Below are 16408 nucleotides of genomic sequence, written 5' to 3' on the forward strand. Positions count from 1 at the left end.
TTTGACTTTTAAAAAGTCCCGGGCTAATATCCTGGATTCGGTCAGCAATGCCCGAATTACGTCGGTTGTTCGCGTAAACCCTCTGGGTACTTTCCAAGCACTACGGTGCCTGAAAGCACAGGGCGGCTTTCCTTCTTGCCAGGTTGTGGCATCAAGACATGAAGGCAGTCTTTCCAGGGCGGCAATCCCACCCAGCAGGGCGGGTCGCGCGGATAGACCCATTTACCTATTTAAGGAACACCCCATGTACGCGGTCGTAAAAACCGGTGGCAAGCAGTATCGCGTTGCCGCTGGCGAAAAACTCAAGATAGAACAGATACCGGCAGACATTGGGCAAGAAATCACCCTGGACCAAGTGCTGTCCGTGGGCGAAGGCGACCAACTGAAAGTTGGTACGCCCCTCGTCTCCGGCGCTGTGGTCAAGGCAACGGTTCTTGCGCAAGGCCGCCACGACAAGGTCAAGATCTTCAAGATGCGCCGTCGCAAGCACTATCAGAAGCGTCAGGGCCACCGTCAGAACTACACCGAAATCCGCATCGAAGCCATCACGGCTTAAGAAGCGACTCGGTACCACTTAGCAGGAGCTAAACATGGCACAGAAAAAGGGCGGCGGCTCTACGCGAAACGGACGCGACTCAGAATCAAAGCGTCTGGGCGTCAAGACTTTCGGCGGTGAACTGATTCCCGCTGGTTCGATCATCGTGCGTCAGCGCGGTACGCGCTTCCACGCTGGCGTGAACGTCGGCATGGGCAAGGACCACACCCTGTTCGCGCTGATCGACGGCAAGGTTCAATTCGGCTTCAAGGGCGCATTGAACAAGCAGACCGTTTCGATCATCGCTGCCGAGTAATCGGACAAGCACGGTCAGAGCAACGCGGCTTGCCGCGTTCTCGAACGGCAAAAGCCCTGTCGCACGCGGCAGGGCTTTTTTGTTTTAGATCGGACGAGTAGTAAGCTCTTCCTTGCCCCCTGGCGGCGCCCGCATGACGGGCGGCAGCCCTATTACCCACTACACGCGCAGACACCATGAAATTCGTAGACGAAGCCACCATTGAAGTGGTCGCCGGCAAAGGCGGCAATGGCGTGGCGAGCTTTCGCCGCGAAAAGTTCATCCCCAAAGGCGGCCCGGACGGCGGCGACGGCGGACGCGGCGGCACCATCTATGCGGTCGCCGACCGCAACATCAATACGCTGATCGACTTCCGCTACGCGCGCCTGCACCGCGCCAAGGGGGGCGAGAACGGCCGCGGCTCGGACCAATACGGCGCAGCCGCCCCGGACATCACCTTGCGCGTGCCGGTGGGCACGGTCATCCACGACGCCGAAACCGGCGAAGTCCTGTTCGACCTGGACACGCACGAGCAGAAGGTCGTGCTGGCCGCCGGCGGCCAGGGCGGCATGGGCAACATCCATTTCAAGTCCAGTTTGAACCGCGCCCCCCGCCAGTGGACGCCGGGCAAGGAAGGCGAACACCGCTACCTGCGCATGGAACTGAAAGTGCTGGCCGACGTGGGCCTCCTGGGCCTGCCGAACGCCGGCAAGTCCACGCTGATCACCCGCATCTCGAATGCGAAGCCGAAGATCGCGGACTACCCGTTCACCACGCTGCACCCCAACCTGGGCGTCGTGCGCACCTCGCCGTCGCGCAGCTTCGTCGTGGCCGATATCCCCGGTCTGATCGAAGGCGCGTCCGAAGGCGCCGGCCTGGGCCACCTGTTCCTGCGCCACCTGGCGCGCACCCGCGTGCTGCTGCACCTGGTCGACGTGTCCACGCCGGATCCGGACGCCGACCCCGTCGAGCAAGCCGTCGTCGACGCGCGCGCCATTGTTGAAGAACTGCGCCGCTACGACCCGGAACTGGCCGAAAAGCCGCGCTGGCTCGTCCTGAACAAGCTGGACATGGTGCCGGACCCCGAAGACACCAAGCGCCGCTTCCTGGAGCTCTACGACTGGAAGGGCCCCGTGTTCGCCATTTCCGGCCTGACGGGTGAAGGCACGCAGGACTTGCTCTACGCGCTGCAAGACTACCTGGACGCCGAGCGCGAAAAGGAATACGTGTCGCGCGACCAGGCCGACGGCACCTATGTGGCGCCGGACCCGCGCTTCGACGACACGCGCACGGATGCCGACAAGCCCGCCGCGCCGCGCGCCGCCGACGAATAAGCCATAATCGCAGTCCTTACGATTACGTCTTTCCTCGCCGCAGCCGGCGCCCATCATGTCTGCTGAAACACCCGTCGTTTCCGTCGTCACCCACGCCCAGCGCCTTGTCGCCAAAGTCGGCTCGTCGCTGGTCACCAACGAAGGCCGCGGCCTGGACCGCGCCGCCGTGGCGCACTGGGCCACGCAGATCGCTGCCCTGCACAAGCAGGGCAAGCAGATCGTGCTGGTCTCCAGCGGCGCCATCGCCGAAGGCATGGCCCGCCTGGGCTGGCGCAAGCGCCCGTCCGTCATGCACGAACTGCAGGCGGCGGCGGCCGTAGGCCAAATGGGCCTGTGCCAGGCCTATGAAGCCGCGTTCGCCGAATACGGCCTGCGCACCGCACAGATCCTGCTGACGCACGAAGACCTGGCCGACCGCCACCGCTACCTGAACGCCCGCAGCACGCTGTTCGCGCTGCTGCGCCTGGGCGTCGTGCCGATCGTGAACGAAAACGACACGGTCGTCACCGACGAGATCCGGCTGGGCGACAACGACACGCTCGGCGCGCTCGTCACCAACCTGATCGAGGCCGACACGCTGATCATCCTGACCGATCAGCGCGGCCTGTACGATTCCGACCCCCGCAAGAACCCGGAAGCCAAGTTCATGTCGCACGCGCAAGCGGGCGATCCGGCGCTGGAAGCCATGGCCGGCGGCGCCGGCAGCGGCATCGGCACCGGCGGCATGCTGACCAAGGTGCTGGCAGCCAAGCGCGCGGCGCACAGCGGCGCGCACACGGTCATCGCCTCGGGCCACGAACGCAATGTGTTGACGCGCCTGGCCCAGGGCGAATGCATCGGCAGCGAATTGCGCGCGGTGCTGCCCGTGTGGTCCGCCCGCAAGCAATGGCTGGCCGACCACTTGCGGCTGCGCGGTCGCGTCGTACTGGACGACGGCGCCGTGCAGGCGCTGCTGCGCGAAGGCAAGAGCCTGCTGCCCATCGGCGTCACGGAAGTGGAAGGTGAATTCGGCCGGGGCGACGTCGTGGCCTGCGTGGACAGCCAGGGCCGCGAATGCGCCCGCGGCCTGATCAATTATTCGTCGGTGGATACGCGGCGCATCCTGCGCCAGCCGTCGTCCCAGATCGCCCGCATCCTGGGCAGCATGACCGACCCCGAGCTCATGCATCGGGACAATCTGGTCGTGCTGTAGGGCGGACTTCTCCGGGCCCTAATCTTGCTGCTCCGTGACCGGGTAGTGCTGCAGAAGAATGTAGCCCCACCCGCGCACGGCCAGCACAGGTAGATCAATATCAAAACGGCGCGCCTTGCTGCGCAGCCGCGACACCAGGACATCCACGCTGCGCGCCCCCTCTTGCGGATTGCTGGGGAAAAACCGTTCGCGGCGCAGGCACTGACCGGGCGCATTCAGCAGGCGGAGAAAAAAAGCCCGCTCGGTCACGGTCAGCGGCAACCGTTCGCCGCCAGGCCCCGACAGCACGCGTTCGCCACCCTGCACGCGCCACGCGGGCCCGTCGGTCGCGGGCGGCAGCAGCCGCCTGCGCGCATTGCGCAACAACGCATCCCATTCCATCGCTTCCATGCGCACCGAACTGTAGGCGTCCACGCCCGCCTCCAGCGCATCGACGCGTTCGCGCGGCGACGCCGCGGGTGCCTGCCACACCACCACCGCATCCGGGGCCGCGCGGCGCAGCGCAGCGATCAACTCCGGCACCTGCTTTCCCTGGCCCCGCAGAACCATCGCATCGACATTCTGCGTGCGCAGGCGGCCCAGGAGTTCGGTCGGCGACTCGCACGCGCTGACTTGCCATTGGAATTCACGCAAGGCAGCGACAAAATTATTGCTCGTCATTTCGTCAAGTTGCACGACGAACACATTGCCCCGTTCCCGCATGCGTTCGCACCTCCGAAATTATCACTTAAGTAATGCTTATAGCCACCAAAGTAAACCATGAGCAAGCTTCAATCGACGCGTGAAGACATTTTCAGACCGATTGAAGCAAACCCGTCTTCTGCGTGGCCACACGCAGAAGACGCTCGCTCGTCTGGCGCGGATCTCGCAAAGTGCAATCGCCAGTTACGAAAGCGGGCTGCGCCACTCCAGCCGGTCCGTGCGCAAGCTTGCGCAGATCCTGAAGATCGAACCGGAATGGCTCGAAACCGGCAAGGGCCCCATGGAACTGCCCATGGAAGGCTACGACCTGTCCGACACGCTGCCGCCCGCGGGCGTTGCCGAAACGATGCCGCGCCTGCCCAAACGGCGCCGGCCCCAGGCGCCCTGGCCTTATCCGAATATCGCGCCCTCGCAGTTCGACGGCCTGTCGTCCGAAGACCGGGCGATGCTCGAAGCACTGACGTTGACCTTCATTGAAACGGCGCAAGCCCGCCGCACCGTCAAGCCACGCGGCCGCAAGATCGGCTGATCCCGCCCGGCCACAACGCGCCTCCCCTGTTTGCATGCGCCCTTTTCGGGCAAAAAAAATCCGCATCGTCCGATGCGGATTTTCCTCGTCTGCGGGAACAAACAGGCGGTCAGGCGGGCAATCCCGCCCCGCCGGAAGATCAGGGCTTGGGCGCGGGCGCCGTGCCACCTGCGGCCGGGGCCGGCGCGGCATCGCCACGGATCTTGGCGGCGATTTCAGACGCGGCTTGGGCCGAGGCCACGCCAAACGCCAATACGCCGCGGTTCAGCGGTTCGGCGATGCTGGGGGCTGCGACCAGTTCCTGGTCGATCACCAGCGCAAGGCGGTTGCCAACGTTCTTCGTGCTCACCTCGGTCAATTTGCGGGCGCCGGCTTCAGAGAAGCGCAGGCCCACGAAATTCTGGCCCTGGCGATCCACCAGCGCGGCGGCGTCGGTCAGGTCGGCGCGCGTCAGCACGGGCGTGGTCTGCATGTAGAGCTTGCCGTCGGGCAGCGCAATTTCGCGCAGGCCTGGCGCGGGCTGCTGCTGCGCCAGATAGAAGTCGACCGACGAGGCGGCGGCCGGCTGCGTGGCCTGCTGGCCGGCTTCGGGCGTGGCCGCGGCACCGGACGACTTCGTCGGGGCGGTCTTGCAACCAGCCAGCGCCAATGTCACAACAACCAGGGCGGGCGCCAATTTGCGTAGGGTCAGTTGCATGCTCGATTCCTTCTTAAGTGGGCTGGTCCCGGCGAGACGACTGCCCGCCGGGCGTTTCATTGAAAAAGTGTACAGAACCTGAATGACACTGTCGCCCCAGACTGAATCCAAATGTAAAGCTGTAATACCAGCCCTCTTCGCAGTTGGCTCTATACTTCGCTTTCGCGCAGGGGTACTCGTCCCGCCTTTCCGGCAGGACGTGTTGAGAGAGTCCCTTCGTACCAGTACGGATAATGCCGATGCTGGGAGCCGTATTTCCGCCACGCGTCCCCGCACGCCTGGCGGAAGTCCATTCCCGATCGGCTCCAACAACTCGCTTGGAGCTTTCCATGAACGCCAATCCCAAATTCCTGGCCGCCACCGCCGAAGTCGACGCGGCGGCCGTCGCACCGCTGCCCAAATCGCGCCGCGTGTATGAAACGGGCTCGCGCCCCGACATCCGCGTCCCGTTTCGCGAGATCGAGCAGGACGACACGCCGACCATGTTCGGCGGGGAAAAGAACCCGCCGCTGACCGTCTATGACTGCAGCGGCCCCTACACCGACCCCGACGCCAAGATCGACATCCGCCGCGGCCTGCCCGAACTGCGCCGCGGCTGGATCGAAGAACGCGGCGATACGGAAGTGCTGTCGGGCCCCACCAGCGATTACGGCCGCGAACGCCTGACCGATCCCAAGTTGACGGCCATGCGCTTCGACCTGCAGCGCCCGCCCCGCCGCGCCAAGTCCGGCGCCAACGTGTCGCAGATGCATTACGCGCGCCGCGGCATCGTCACGCCGGAAATGGAATACGTGGCGATCCGCGAAAGCCTGCGCCGCGAACACTATCTGCAAACACTGCGCGACAGCGGCCCCGACGGCGAAAAGATGGTCAAGCGCCTGCTGCGCCAGCACCCGGGCCAATCGTTCGGTGCGGCCATCCCCGCCGCGATCACGCCGGAGTTCGTGCGCGACGAGATCGCGCGCGGCCGCGCCATCATCCCCGCCAACATCAACCACCCCGAAGTCGAGCCGATGGCCATCGGCCGCAACTTCCTGGTGAAGATCAACGCCAACATCGGCAACTCCGCCGTCAGCTCCGGCATCGGCGAGGAAGTCGAGAAGATGACCTGGGCGATCCGCTGGGGCGGCGACACGGTCATGGATCTGTCCACGGGCAAGCACATCCACGAAACGCGCGAATGGATCATCCGCAATTCGCCGGTGCCGATCGGCACGGTGCCGATCTACCAGGCGTTGGAGAAGGTCGACGGCAAGGCCGAGGACCTGACCTGGGAGATCTTCCGCGACACGCTGATCGAGCAGGCCGAGCAAGGCGTGGACTACTTCACGATCCACGCCGGCGTGCGACTGCCGTTCATTCCGATGACGGCCGACCGCATGACCGGCATTGTCTCGCGCGGCGGTTCGATCATGGCCAAGTGGTGCCTGGCGCACCATAAGGAGAGCTTCCTGTACGAGCGCTTCGAAGAGATCTGCGACATCATGAAGGCCTATGACGTCAGCTTCTCGCTGGGCGACGGCCTGCGTCCCGGCTCGGGCTACGACGCCAACGACGAAGCCCAGTTCGCCGAATTGAAGACGCTGGGCGAGCTGACGCAAGTGGCCTGGAAGCACGATGTCCAGGTGATGATCGAAGGCCCCGGACACGTGCCGATGCAGATGATCAAGGAAAACATGGAACTGCAGCTGGAACACTGCCACGAGGCGCCGTTCTACACGCTGGGCCCCCTGACCACCGACATCGCCCCCGGCTACGACCACATCACTTCCGGCATCGGCGCCGCGCTGATCGGCTGGTACGGCACGGCGATGCTCTGTTATGTGACGCCGAAAGAGCACTTGGGCCTGCCGAACAAGAAGGACGTGAAGGACGGCATCATCACGTACAAGATCGCCGCTCACGCCGCCGACCTGGCCAAGGGCCACCCGGGCGCCGCGATCCGCGACAACGCACTGTCAAAGGCGCGCTTCGAGTTCCGCTGGGACGACCAGTTCAACCTGGGCCTGGACCCGGACACCGCCAAGGAATTCCACGACGAGACGCTGCCGAAGGATTCCATGAAAGTGGCGCACTTCTGCTCGATGTGCGGTCCGCATTTCTGCAGCATGAAGATCACGCAAGACGTGCGGGATTACGCGGCGGCGCAAGGCGTCAGCGAGAAGGATGCCTTGCAGAAGGGAATGCAGGAGAAGTCAGTGGAGTTCGTGAAGAAGGGGGCTGAGGTTTATCACCGGCAGTAGGGTTTTTTGTTTGTGATGGCGAGCGGCGGGGGTCGGGTTCTTTAGACGTCCGTCGCGTTGGCGGCCTGGGGTGCGAGGGGCAACGATTGCGGTCCGGAGCCTTCGCTCCGGACTGCCCCTGCGTCATCCTCGTTGCCGCCTCCCGGCGGCTGCCTTCGGATTCCCTCGGGCTTATCGACGCCCCTCGCACCCCAGGCCCCCAACCCGCCGGACTCCGCTAGCCGCAATCTCACGGCGGCTGGGGAGGTCGGCGTGCTTAAGGTTCTTCTCCACGGCGGGGAGTGGTGGAGGATATTGCGGTGCCCGCGCCCGGCCGGCCGCGCGGGCGGCCTTCGGGCGCTTACGCAGCGTCTTGCGTCGTAGCGATTTTCGCTTCGCGTGTGGGTGCAAGGATGCGGATCATGCTCCAGCCATGCTACGAGTCACGATCAGCTAGTAGGCAGAACGACCGCGCCGGATCGCATCGACAGTCTCCCTATTAGACGGGTGGCGCGCGCGCAGGTCTGGCTACGCAAACCGCTATGTGCCGCGCGCCACCCACCCGACCCCGACGACGAGCGTCCCACGAAGCCACGGCAACGCGCACCCCAAGCCGCAACCTACACCCGCCTACAGCAACTTCCCCGGATTCATGATCCCCGCCGGATCCATCACTTTCTTGATCTCCCGCATCAACCGTAACTCCACGGCATCCTTGCTATGCAGGAAATGTTCCCGCTTCAGCTGCCCGATCCCGTGTTCCGCGGAAATGCTGCCGCCATAGCGATTCACTTCATCCAGCACCGCATCCGTGATCGCCGCGCCATTCACCGCCACCCAATCGCGGTCGGCGCCTGCCGGGCGCGACAGGTTGTAGTGCAGGTTGCCGTCGCCGAAGTGGCCGAAGATGAACGGGCGGATATCCGGATACAGCGCGCGCACGCGCGCTTCTGCCGACACCATGAATTCCGGGATGCGCTCGATCGGCAGCGACACGTCGTGCTTCAAGTGCGGGCCGTCGGCGCGTTGCGCTTCCGAGATTTCCTCGCGCAGCTTCCACAACGTCTGCAGTTGCGCCAACGACGCCGACACCGCCGCGTCCAGGCACAGGCCGCGTTCCAGCGCCGTGCCGATCACGCTTTCCAGCAGCGTCGTCAGCCCCGCCTCGTCCGCCGTGTCCGCCAACTCCACCAGCACATACGCCGGGTAGCGCTGGTCGAAGGGTTCCTGCACGCCTTCGGCGTGCGTCAGCACCAGATCCAGGCAATCGCCCGAGAAATACTCGAACGCCTGCAGGCGCGCGCCGCACTGCTCGAACAGGATCTCGAACAACTGCAGCGCCTGCGCCGGCGACTCGACCGCGGTCAACACCACCGAACGCACATCGGTACGCGGGAACAGGCGCAGCGCCACCGCCGTGATCACGCCCAGCGTGCCTTCGGAGCCGATCAACAACTGCTTCAGGTCGTAGCCCGTATTGTCTTTGCGCAGCGTGCGCAGGCCGTTGAAGATCTCGCCCGTGGGCAACACGGCCTCCAGGCCCAGCACCAGTTCGCGCGCCATGCCGTAGCGCACCACGTTCACGCCGCCGGCATTGGTGGCGACGTTGCCGCCGATCTGGCTGGAGTCTTCCGCCGCCAGGCTCAACGGCAGCAGCCGTCCCGCGTCCTGCGCCGCGCGGCGCAAGTTGCCCAGGATGGCGCCGGCTTCGGCCACCATCGTATTGGCCACGGTATCGATGGAACGCACGGCGTTCATGCGGTCCAGGCTAAGCACCACGTTCTTTGCGCCGCCGTCCGGCGTCGCGCCGCCGCACAGGCCGGTATTGCCGCCGCGCGGCACCACCGGCACGCCCTCTTGCTGGCACAAGGCCAGGCAAGCGGCGACGTCGGCGGTGGTGCGCGGACGCACGACGGCCTGGGCATGGCCGTTGTACAGGCCGCGCCAGTCGGACAGCCAGGGGGCGATGTCCGCGTCGGCGGTATAGACGGTGTCTGGGCCCAGGGCCTGGGTCAAGCGTTGCGTGAAGTCGGAGGCGCTCATGGTGTCTGCGTTGCCGGGGAAAAGAGGGGATCGAGTTGCAGGCGGCGGGCCGCCTGCTGCAAATGGAAGACCGCCGCTTGGCGGGCCTGTTCGGGATTGCCGGCGAGAATGGCCTCGAACACGGCGACGTGTTCCTGATGCACGGTCGCGGTCAGCCCCTCCTGCAAGCGGCTATTGGACCGCGCGGTGCGCACCGCCAGCCGCAGTTGCAGGTTCAGGTACTGCAACAGGCCCTGATAGGTGCTGTTGTGCGTCGCCGCGGCAATCGCCAGGTGAAGCGCCACGTCGTGCTCCACCCCTTGTTCGGGATGTTCAAGATGGGCCTCCAGGGCTGCCAGCGCCTCGGCCATGGCGGCCAGATCGGCGGGGGTGCGCCGCAGGGCTGCTAACGCGGCCGCGCCCCCTTCCAGTTCCATCCGCAATTCATAGACGTTGGCCAACTGGGCGCGGTCCACGCCGATGCCGCTGGATACCTGGAACCCCTGGGCACCCGTGCGCGACACCACCGTGCTACCCGAGCCCTGCCGGCTCTGGATCATGCCTTGGGCGCGCAGGCGTTCCGTCGCCTCGCGGATCACGGCGGCGCTGACGCCGTATTGCCCGGCCAGGATACGGCCGGACGGCAGTTTGGCGCCGACAGGATGCACGCCATCGGTAATGTCCGCGGCGATCTGGCGGGCGACCTGTTCGGTCAAGGTCAGGGTCTTGGTCAGCATGGCAGGGATTATAGGCTGACTTTTCAGGTTATCTGATAACTTTTAATGCGGTTATCCCTAAAATCCCAGACGCCCGTCCCCCCTCAAGCCGGGGCGGGTTCTCCGCTGGAGCCGGCCGGCACCGAGGCGTCAGCATCCCCGCCCCCGACAATCTCGCAGCAGCGCCCGCCGCGCGCCTTGGCCCGGTACAACGCGGCGTCCGCCGAATCCAGCGCGGCCTGCGGGCTGCGATTGGCGCCCGAAATGATCGAAATGCCGATCGAAAGCCCCACGCTGACCCGCGTGCCATCCGCCAGAGAGATAGCCTGGGAGGCGTCGCGCAGCAAGTGTTCACCCAGCCGCAGCGCAGCCGTGGCGTCGATGCCCGTCACCAGCACGATGAATTCGTCACCCCCGATCCGGGCGGCCACGTCGTCCACCCGCAGCATGGCCCGCATGCGTTGGGCAACGGTGGTCAAGACCTGATCGCCCGCGGCATGGCCGTAGGTGTCGTTGATCCGCTTGAAATCGTCCATGTCCATGTACAGCAGCGCGGCATGGCTGTCGTGTCCCCGCGCGCTGGCGCAGACCTGCTCCAACGCCGCCTGCAACCCGGTGCGGTTGGCCAGGCCCGTCAACGCGTCCTGGCTGGCTCGACGTTCGCTGTCGCGCTCGGCCAACATGGTCGACACCAGGATGCGGTTCAGCCGATGCGAGGCGATGCTCATGCTGACCAGGTAGAACGGGATCTGGATGAAGACGATGGCGGTGACGTACTCGCCGGTGAACAGCGCGCCCAGGCACATCGGCCCCAGGCTCAGAAAGATCATCGCGCCGACCAGCCGGGGCGCGCCGTAGTTGCGAAAGCAGATGCCGCCTGCCATCGCGCCGCAGGACACCCCGGCCAAGGTGGCGGCCAGCCAATCCCCGTTCAGGAAGGTGATGAACACGCCATAGCCGACGCTGAAGGCCCACAGCAGTGCCAGCAGGATGTAGACGTCGGTATGGGTGTTACCGCCCTTGGGCGCGGCGCGCAAGGCGGCGCGCAGGATGGTGACCCGGACGATGGCCAGCACCAGCTCCAGCGCCAGCCACGAGATATACAGCGGTTCGGGCCGGCGCCACGTGACCACGCCGGAAATCATCAGGGTATTGATGACGCCGCCGGCAAAGATGGGCAGCGTGCCAAACAGGCTGGCGATCAGCGCCGCGCGAATATCCGCAGGCGTGTCTTGCCCGGCGTGCGTCAACCACCGCGTCAGGCGCCACTTGGGCAAGCTGAACTTCAGTCCTGTATCCACGCCGTCACGTCCATCGCCATTACCTGAATTGAGTAGGCTGGCTGGCGTTATAGCAGGTATTTCAAGCCTTTAATATTGTCCCCAAGGGCAATAAGGGCACGGCGCGAGCGGAAATCCCGAGTGGCGCGAGACGGCGGCCTCAGTGCCCGCGATGGCCGCAGACCGCGCACTCCGGGTCGCGCTGGACGTTGACGCTGCGCCATTGCATGGTGCGAACGTCCAGCCACAGCAAGCGGCCGGACAGGCTCTCGCCCACGCCGGACAGCAGCTTCAGCGCTTCGGCCGCCTGCATGCTGCCGATGATGCCCACGACCGGGGCGAACACGCCCATCGTGGCGCAGTTGGCTTCCTCGACGTCGTCCGCTTCCGGAAACAGGCAGTGGTAGCAGGGCGCGTTGTCGTCGCGCAGGTCGTACACGCTGACCTGGCCGTCAAAGCGGATCGCCGCGCCGGACACCAGCGGCTTGCGATGCTGCACGCAGGCGCGGTTGATGGCGTGGCGCGTGGTGAAGTTGTCGGTGCAGTCCAGCACCAGGTCGGCAGCGGCGACGGCGTCGGACAGCGACTGGTCTTTCAGGCGTTCGACGCGGGCATGGACCTGCGCCTGGGGATTGAACGCCGCCAGCATGTCGCGTCCGGATTCGGCCTTGGGGCGGCCGACGCTTGCAGTGGTGTGGAGGATCTGGCGTTGCAGGTTGCTGAGTTCGACCACGTCGTCGTCAGCCAAGGTGATGTCGCCCACGCCGGCGGTGGCCAGATAGAGCGCAGCGGGTGAACCGAGTCCACCCGCCCCAACGATGAGCACACGCGCCGCCAGCAGTTTTTCCTGCCCTTCGATTCCCAGCTCGTCGAGCAGGATGTGGCGGGCGTAGCGCAGCAATTGCTCGTCGTTCATTTGTCCTTGCTGGGCTCGACTCCGGTCGGCGTGATCGTCATGCGCGTGGGCGTGCCGCCGCCGGCCTTGGCGTCAGCCTTGGCCTGCGCGCGGGCCGAACCCTTCTGCACCGGCTTGCCGGCCAGCACGTTCAGCGCCTGCTGCAGCTGGAAGTCGTCCTTGCCGCCGAATTCGAAAACCTTGGTCGGCACATCGACGTTGTCCTGATTCGAATTGGACTTCACTTCGTTGGACGTGCCCGGGTTGGACAGGTGGCGTTGCAGGTCGGCTTCGCGCGGCAGGCGGAACAGGTCGCCGTCGGCCGTATCGGCCACGACGTAGTCCGGTTCGATGCCGGTGGCCTGGATGGAACGGCCGTTGGGCGTGAAGTAGCGCGACGTGGTCAGCTTGACCGCGGTGCTTTCGGACAGCGGCAGGATGACCTGCACCGAGCCCTTGCCGAAGGTGCGGTTGCCCAGCACCTTGGCGCGCTTGTGGTCTTGCAGCGCGCCGGCCACGATCTCGGAAGCCGAGGCCGAACCCACGTTCACCAGCACCACCATCGGCACGGTCTTGGTCCAGGCGGGCAGGCCGGCCAGGTAGTTGCTTTCGCCGCGGGCGTATTCCGACGGCGTGGCCAGGTACTTGTGGCGGGCGTCGGGCGTGCGGCCGTCGGTGGACACCACCAGGGCGTCGGCCGGCAGGAAGGCGCCGGACACGCCGATGGCGCTGGTCAGCAAACCGCCCGGGTCGTTGCGCAGATCCAGGACGAGGCCCTTGAGCGGTTCTTTCGCGCCCAGTTCCTTCAGTTCCTTGGCAAGGTCCGAACCGGTCTTTTCCTGGAACTGCGCCACGCGGATGTAGCCCACGCCGTTGTCCAGCATCTTGCTGCGCACGCTGCGCACCTTGATGATGTCGCGGACGATCTTCAGCACGATGGGCTGGGGACGGTCGGCGCGCATGATGGTCAGCGTGATCGGCGACTTGGGCGCGCCACGCATGAGCTTGACCGCGTCGTTCAGCGTCATGCCCTTGGTGGGCGTGTCGTCGATCTTGATGATCAGGTCGCCGGCCATGACACCTGCGCGCGCGGCGGGCGTGCCTTCGATCGGCGAGATCACCTTCACGAAGCCGTCTTCAGCGCCAACCTCGATGCCCAGGCCGCCGAACTCGCCTTGCGTGGCCGTCTGCATTTCGCGGAAGGCGTCGGCATCCAGATAGGCGGAATGCGGGTCCAGGTTGGAGACCATGCCAGAGATGGCATTGTCGATCAGGGTCTTGTCGTCGACCGCCTCGACGTAGTTGTTCTTGATGGCGGCGAAAACGCTGGTCAGTTGCCTGAGCTCGTCCAGGGGCAAGGGACTGCCGCGCTGGGCGACGGCTGTCACTCCAACACTAAGCAATACACCAGCCACCGCACCGATGGCTATCAGACCGAAACCGCGAAACTTGCGAGTGCCCATGCACACTTCCCGAATTTTGTTTTCGCCGATGGGGTTTGGTAATTCACCAACGGTTATTTACCAACGACAATTTTGCCAATGCCCCTACTGGGCCAGCCACTGGGCCGGATCCACAGGAGCGCCACGATGGCGAATTTCAAAGTATAGGCCGGATTCCACTTGGCCGCCGGTTGCCCCTACCGTAGCAATAGTATCGCCACCTGTCACCGAATCTCCCACTCGTTTGAGCAGACTTTGGTTGTAAGCATAGACCGTCAGGTACTGCTGGCCATGATCCACAATGATGAGGTTGCCAAAACCGCGCAGCCATTCGGCGTAGACGACCGTGCCGGGGGCCACCACTTTGACGGGCGTGCCTTCCGGCGCGCGCAGCACCACGCCACGCCAGACGCCGCCGTCCGGGCGGTCGACCCCGAAACGGCCCTGCACCTGCCCGCGCACCGGCATGGCCAGACCATGCTTCAAACCGCTGCCGCCGCCAAGCGGCACCGCCCGGGCGGTCTGCTGGGCCGAAGCGCTACGGGTTGGAGTGGTTTCGGCCTCGGCGGGTTCCGCCTTTTTGGGGGGATCCGCGGGTTTTGCCGAAGCGGCCGGCGTATCGGCCGGATCCGTCAGGCGGGTATGGCGTTGTTCAGCCGGACGTAATCCGGCCGCGTCCGGGTCGGCCACGGCGATCGGGACGCGATTCTGGCGCGACGCCGCTTCCACCTGCTCGCGAGCCTGCGCCGCATCTTGCGCGTCGCGGCTATCGCGGTCGCGCCGGGCGGCGGCGTCGGCCGCCACCTTGCGGTCCGCTTCCGCCTTCTTGCGGGCGTCGTCCGCGCGACGTTGCGCTTCGGCGCGTTTTTTGGCTTCTTCGGCCGCGCGGCGGGCTTCTTCCACCCGACGGGCTTCCTCGGCCTTCTTGCGCGCCTCTTCGGCCTTGCGGGCCTCTTCGATCTGCTTGGTGATCGCCGCGTCCAGGTCGGTGATCAGGCGCGACAGGCGCTGATCGTCGCGCCCCAGCTTGTTGGCTTCGGCGCGCTGGGCGGCGATCTGCCCTTCCAGCTGCGCCAGCAGCGTGGCGCGCTCTTTCTGCTGGCCGACCAGGGCGGTCTTCTGCTCGGACGTTTCGGCCACGACTTTTTCAATCTCGCCACGGCGCGCGTCGGCGCGCGTCTGCAAGGCGGCCAGGCGCTCGATATCGGCCCGCAACGCCTGCACGGCGTTGGCGCGGGCCTGGGACACGTAGTCCAGGTAGCCCAGGTTGCGGCCCAGCACCTGGGGATCGTCGCCGGACAGCAGGGCCGTCCAGGGCGACACGCCGCTGGTGTACTGGGTGCGAAGCTGCTCGGCGAGTTCGGCGCGGCGCTTTGCCAGCACGGCCTCTTGCGCGCCGATCTGCTTTTCCAGGCCGGTCAGGTCAGCCTGCGCCTGGCGGTTGGCATCGGCCAGCTCCCGCAAGCGCAGGTTGATCTTGGAAATCGAGGATTCCGACTGTTTGAGCGCGTCGGCCGCTTCCTTGCGGGCAGCCTCGCGGCCGTCGATGTCCTTTTGCAGGTTCTCGATGCGGTCGCGCAAGGCGGCCTGCTGACGTTCGGCGTCGGACTGGCGTCCGGCAAGGTCGTTGGGCGCCGCCTGAGCCGACAGCCCCCCACCGGCCAACATGACCGCCAACAACCACCCTGCCGTGCGACGCATAAAAATATCAGTCCTTCTTAGCCTTGCCTTGGGCCGCGACTGCAGCCATGGCCGCCTCGATCTCGGCGGCATCGCCCAGATAATAGTGGCGGATGGGACGCAGGTCATCATCCAATTCGTAGACCAGCGGCTGGCCGGTCGGAATATTCAGGTTGACGATGTCGTCGTCCGACACATTGTCCAGGTGCTTGATCAGCGCGCGCAAGCTGTTGCCGTGGGCGGCGACCAGCACCTTGCGGCCGGCGCGGATGGCCGGGGCGATGGATTCGTTCCAGAACGGCAGCACGCGGGCCACGGTGTCCTTCAGGCACTCGGTAGCCGGCAGCTGGTCGGCAGGGATCTTGGCGTAGCGGCTGTCGAAACGCGGATGGCGCTCGTCGTCCAGCGAGAGCGGCTCCGGGGCGATGGCGTAGGCGCGGCGCCAGACCAGCACCTGCTCGTCGCCGTACTTGGCGGCGGTTTCGGCCTTGTTCAGGCCCTGCAGCGCGCCGTAGTGGCGTTCGTTCAGGCGCCAGTTCACACCCACCGGGGTGTACATGGCGTCCATGGCGTCCAGCGCGATCCACAGGGTGCGGATGGCGCGCTTGAGCACGGACGAATACGCCAGATCGAAGGTGTAACCCTCTTTCTTCAGCAATTCTCCGGCCTTGCGGGCCTGTTCGCGGCCGGTTTCGGTCAGGTCGACGTCGGTCCAGCCGGTGAAGCGGTTTTCCAGATTCCACTGGCTTTCGCCGTGGCGCATCAGAACAAGTTTATGCATGGTTTGGCACGCTTTCCGCGCGGGTTAAAGTTAGGGGATGGTTAAAGAATGCGCTCATTTTATAATTGAGTGATTTTGCCCTTGAT

The 16408-nt window shown here is 65.3% G+C and carries 15 protein-coding genes; 6 read left to right on the forward strand and 9 right to left on the reverse strand.

Annotated features, from left to right (window positions below; all coding sequences use genetic code 11):
* The first annotated feature begins 244 nt into the window (after positions 1 to 244).
* The 4 genes from rplU (at position 245) to proB (ending at position 3356) form a co-directional block, all read left to right on the forward strand.
* Positions 245 to 556, forward strand: a complete 312-nt coding sequence (gene rplU / locus HG262_RS13820; RefSeq protein WP_006216228.1) for a 50S ribosomal protein L21 — start codon at positions 245 to 247, stop codon at positions 554 to 556.
* Positions 557 to 590: 34 nt separating this feature from the next.
* On the forward strand, positions 591 to 851 hold the full coding sequence (gene rpmA, locus HG262_RS13825; RefSeq protein WP_105558808.1) for a 50S ribosomal protein L27: 261 nt from the start codon (positions 591 to 593) through the stop codon (positions 849 to 851).
* Between the two features lie 176 nt (positions 852 to 1027).
* A complete protein-coding gene (gene obgE, locus HG262_RS13830; RefSeq protein ID WP_105558809.1) occupies positions 1028 to 2164 on the forward strand; it encodes a GTPase ObgE in 1137 nt (378 codons plus the stop codon).
* Between the two features lie 55 nt (positions 2165 to 2219).
* A complete protein-coding gene (gene proB, locus HG262_RS13835; protein WP_169271571.1) occupies positions 2220 to 3356 on the forward strand; it encodes a glutamate 5-kinase in 1137 nt (378 codons plus the stop codon).
* Positions 3357 to 3374: 18 nt separating this feature from the next.
* On the opposite strand, the gene HG262_RS13840 is transcribed toward proB, so the two are convergent.
* On the reverse strand, positions 3375 to 4058 hold the full coding sequence (locus tag HG262_RS13840; protein WP_169271572.1) for a transcriptional regulator: 684 nt from the start codon (positions 4056 to 4058) through the stop codon (positions 3375 to 3377).
* A gap of 100 nt (positions 4059 to 4158) precedes the next feature.
* Between HG262_RS13840 and HG262_RS13845 the strand changes: the two genes are divergently transcribed.
* A complete protein-coding gene (locus tag HG262_RS13845; protein WP_211187294.1) occupies positions 4159 to 4587 on the forward strand; it encodes a helix-turn-helix transcriptional regulator in 429 nt (142 codons plus the stop codon).
* Positions 4588 to 4726: 139 nt separating this feature from the next.
* On the opposite strand, the gene HG262_RS13850 is transcribed toward HG262_RS13845, so the two are convergent.
* The gene (locus HG262_RS13850) at positions 4727 to 5284 is read right to left on the reverse strand and encodes a preprotein translocase subunit SecD (RefSeq protein WP_169271574.1); all 558 of its coding nucleotides are present in this window, start codon (positions 5282 to 5284) and stop codon (positions 4727 to 4729) included.
* A gap of 329 nt (positions 5285 to 5613) precedes the next feature.
* Between HG262_RS13850 and thiC the strand changes: the two genes are divergently transcribed.
* Positions 5614 to 7527: a phosphomethylpyrimidine synthase ThiC gene (gene thiC / locus HG262_RS13855; RefSeq protein ID WP_169271575.1), complete on the forward strand. Its 1914-nt coding sequence runs from the start codon at positions 5614 to 5616 to the stop codon at positions 7525 to 7527.
* Between the two features lie 609 nt (positions 7528 to 8136).
* Here the strand turns inward: thiC and HG262_RS13860 are convergent.
* The 7 genes from HG262_RS13860 to gpmA all read right to left on the reverse strand — a co-directional run bounded on the left by HG262_RS13860 (position 8137) and on the right by gpmA (position 16322).
* Entirely contained in the window at positions 8137 to 9549 is a 1413-nt protein-coding gene (locus tag HG262_RS13860) for an FAD-binding oxidoreductase (protein ID WP_169271576.1), read from the reverse strand.
* Entirely contained in the window at positions 9546 to 10265 is a 720-nt protein-coding gene (locus HG262_RS13865) for an FCD domain-containing protein (RefSeq protein ID WP_169271577.1), read from the reverse strand. Before HG262_RS13865 ends, HG262_RS13860 begins: the two co-directional genes overlap by 4 nt.
* 83 nt (positions 10266 to 10348) lie before the next feature.
* Positions 10349 to 11545: a GGDEF domain-containing protein gene (locus HG262_RS13870; RefSeq protein ID WP_169271578.1), complete on the reverse strand. Its 1197-nt coding sequence runs from the start codon at positions 11543 to 11545 to the stop codon at positions 10349 to 10351.
* A 139-nt stretch (positions 11546 to 11684) separates the two neighbouring features.
* Positions 11685 to 12440, reverse strand: coding sequence for a molybdopterin-synthase adenylyltransferase MoeB (gene moeB, locus HG262_RS13875; RefSeq protein WP_169271579.1), 756 nt, complete (start codon positions 12438 to 12440; stop codon positions 11685 to 11687).
* Positions 12437 to 13882, reverse strand: coding sequence for a S41 family peptidase (locus HG262_RS13880; RefSeq protein ID WP_169271580.1), 1446 nt, complete (start codon positions 13880 to 13882; stop codon positions 12437 to 12439). Before HG262_RS13880 ends, moeB begins: the two co-directional genes overlap by 4 nt.
* Positions 13883 to 13966: 84 nt before the next feature.
* Positions 13967 to 15562 carry a peptidoglycan DD-metalloendopeptidase family protein gene (locus tag HG262_RS13885; protein ID WP_169271581.1) on the reverse strand — a complete coding sequence of 532 codons (1596 nt, stop codon included), beginning with the start codon at positions 15560 to 15562 and terminating at the stop codon, positions 13967 to 13969.
* Positions 15563 to 15569: 7 nt separating this feature from the next.
* The gene (gpmA, locus tag HG262_RS13890) at positions 15570 to 16322 is read right to left on the reverse strand and encodes a 2,3-diphosphoglycerate-dependent phosphoglycerate mutase (RefSeq protein WP_169271582.1); all 753 of its coding nucleotides are present in this window, start codon (positions 16320 to 16322) and stop codon (positions 15570 to 15572) included.
* Between the last annotated feature and the right edge of the window lie 86 nt (positions 16323 to 16408).

This window comes from Achromobacter sp. Bel (genome assembly GCF_012928505.1).
Taxonomy (GTDB): domain Bacteria; phylum Pseudomonadota; class Gammaproteobacteria; order Burkholderiales; family Burkholderiaceae_B; genus Achromobacter.

What these genes read in the sequence shown, in the direction of transcription:
- rplU (WP_006216228.1), top strand. Translation starts at nt 245, where the DNA reads ATGTACGCGGTCGTAAAAACCGGTGGCAAGCAGTATCGCGTTGCCGCT.
- obgE (WP_105558809.1), top strand. Translation starts at nt 1,028, where the DNA reads ATGAAATTCGTAGACGAAGCCACCATTGAAGTGGTCGCCGGCAAAGGC.
- HG262_RS13865 (WP_169271577.1), bottom strand. Translation starts at nt 10,265, where the DNA reads ATGCTGACCAAGACCCTGACCTTGACCGAACAGGTCGCCCGCCAGATC.
- rpmA (WP_105558808.1), top strand. Translation starts at nt 591, where the DNA reads ATGGCACAGAAAAAGGGCGGCGGCTCTACGCGAAACGGACGCGACTCA.
- HG262_RS13885 (WP_169271581.1), bottom strand. Translation starts at nt 15,562, where the DNA reads ATGCGTCGCACGGCAGGGTGGTTGTTGGCGGTCATGTTGGCCGGTGGG.
- HG262_RS13860 (WP_169271576.1), bottom strand. Translation starts at nt 9,549, where the DNA reads ATGAGCGCCTCCGACTTCACGCAACGCTTGACCCAGGCCCTGGGCCCA.
- HG262_RS13840 (WP_169271572.1), bottom strand. Translation starts at nt 4,058, where the DNA reads ATGCGGGAACGGGGCAATGTGTTCGTCGTGCAACTTGACGAAATGACG.
- HG262_RS13850 (WP_169271574.1), bottom strand. Translation starts at nt 5,284, where the DNA reads ATGCAACTGACCCTACGCAAATTGGCGCCCGCCCTGGTTGTTGTGACA.
- thiC (WP_169271575.1), top strand. Translation starts at nt 5,614, where the DNA reads ATGAACGCCAATCCCAAATTCCTGGCCGCCACCGCCGAAGTCGACGCG.
- HG262_RS13880 (WP_169271580.1), bottom strand. Translation starts at nt 13,882, where the DNA reads ATGGGCACTCGCAAGTTTCGCGGTTTCGGTCTGATAGCCATCGGTGCG.
- gpmA (WP_169271582.1), bottom strand. Translation starts at nt 16,322, where the DNA reads ATGCATAAACTTGTTCTGATGCGCCACGGCGAAAGCCAGTGGAATCTG.
- proB (WP_169271571.1), top strand. Translation starts at nt 2,220, where the DNA reads ATGTCTGCTGAAACACCCGTCGTTTCCGTCGTCACCCACGCCCAGCGC.
- moeB (WP_169271579.1), bottom strand. Translation starts at nt 12,440, where the DNA reads ATGAACGACGAGCAATTGCTGCGCTACGCCCGCCACATCCTGCTCGAC.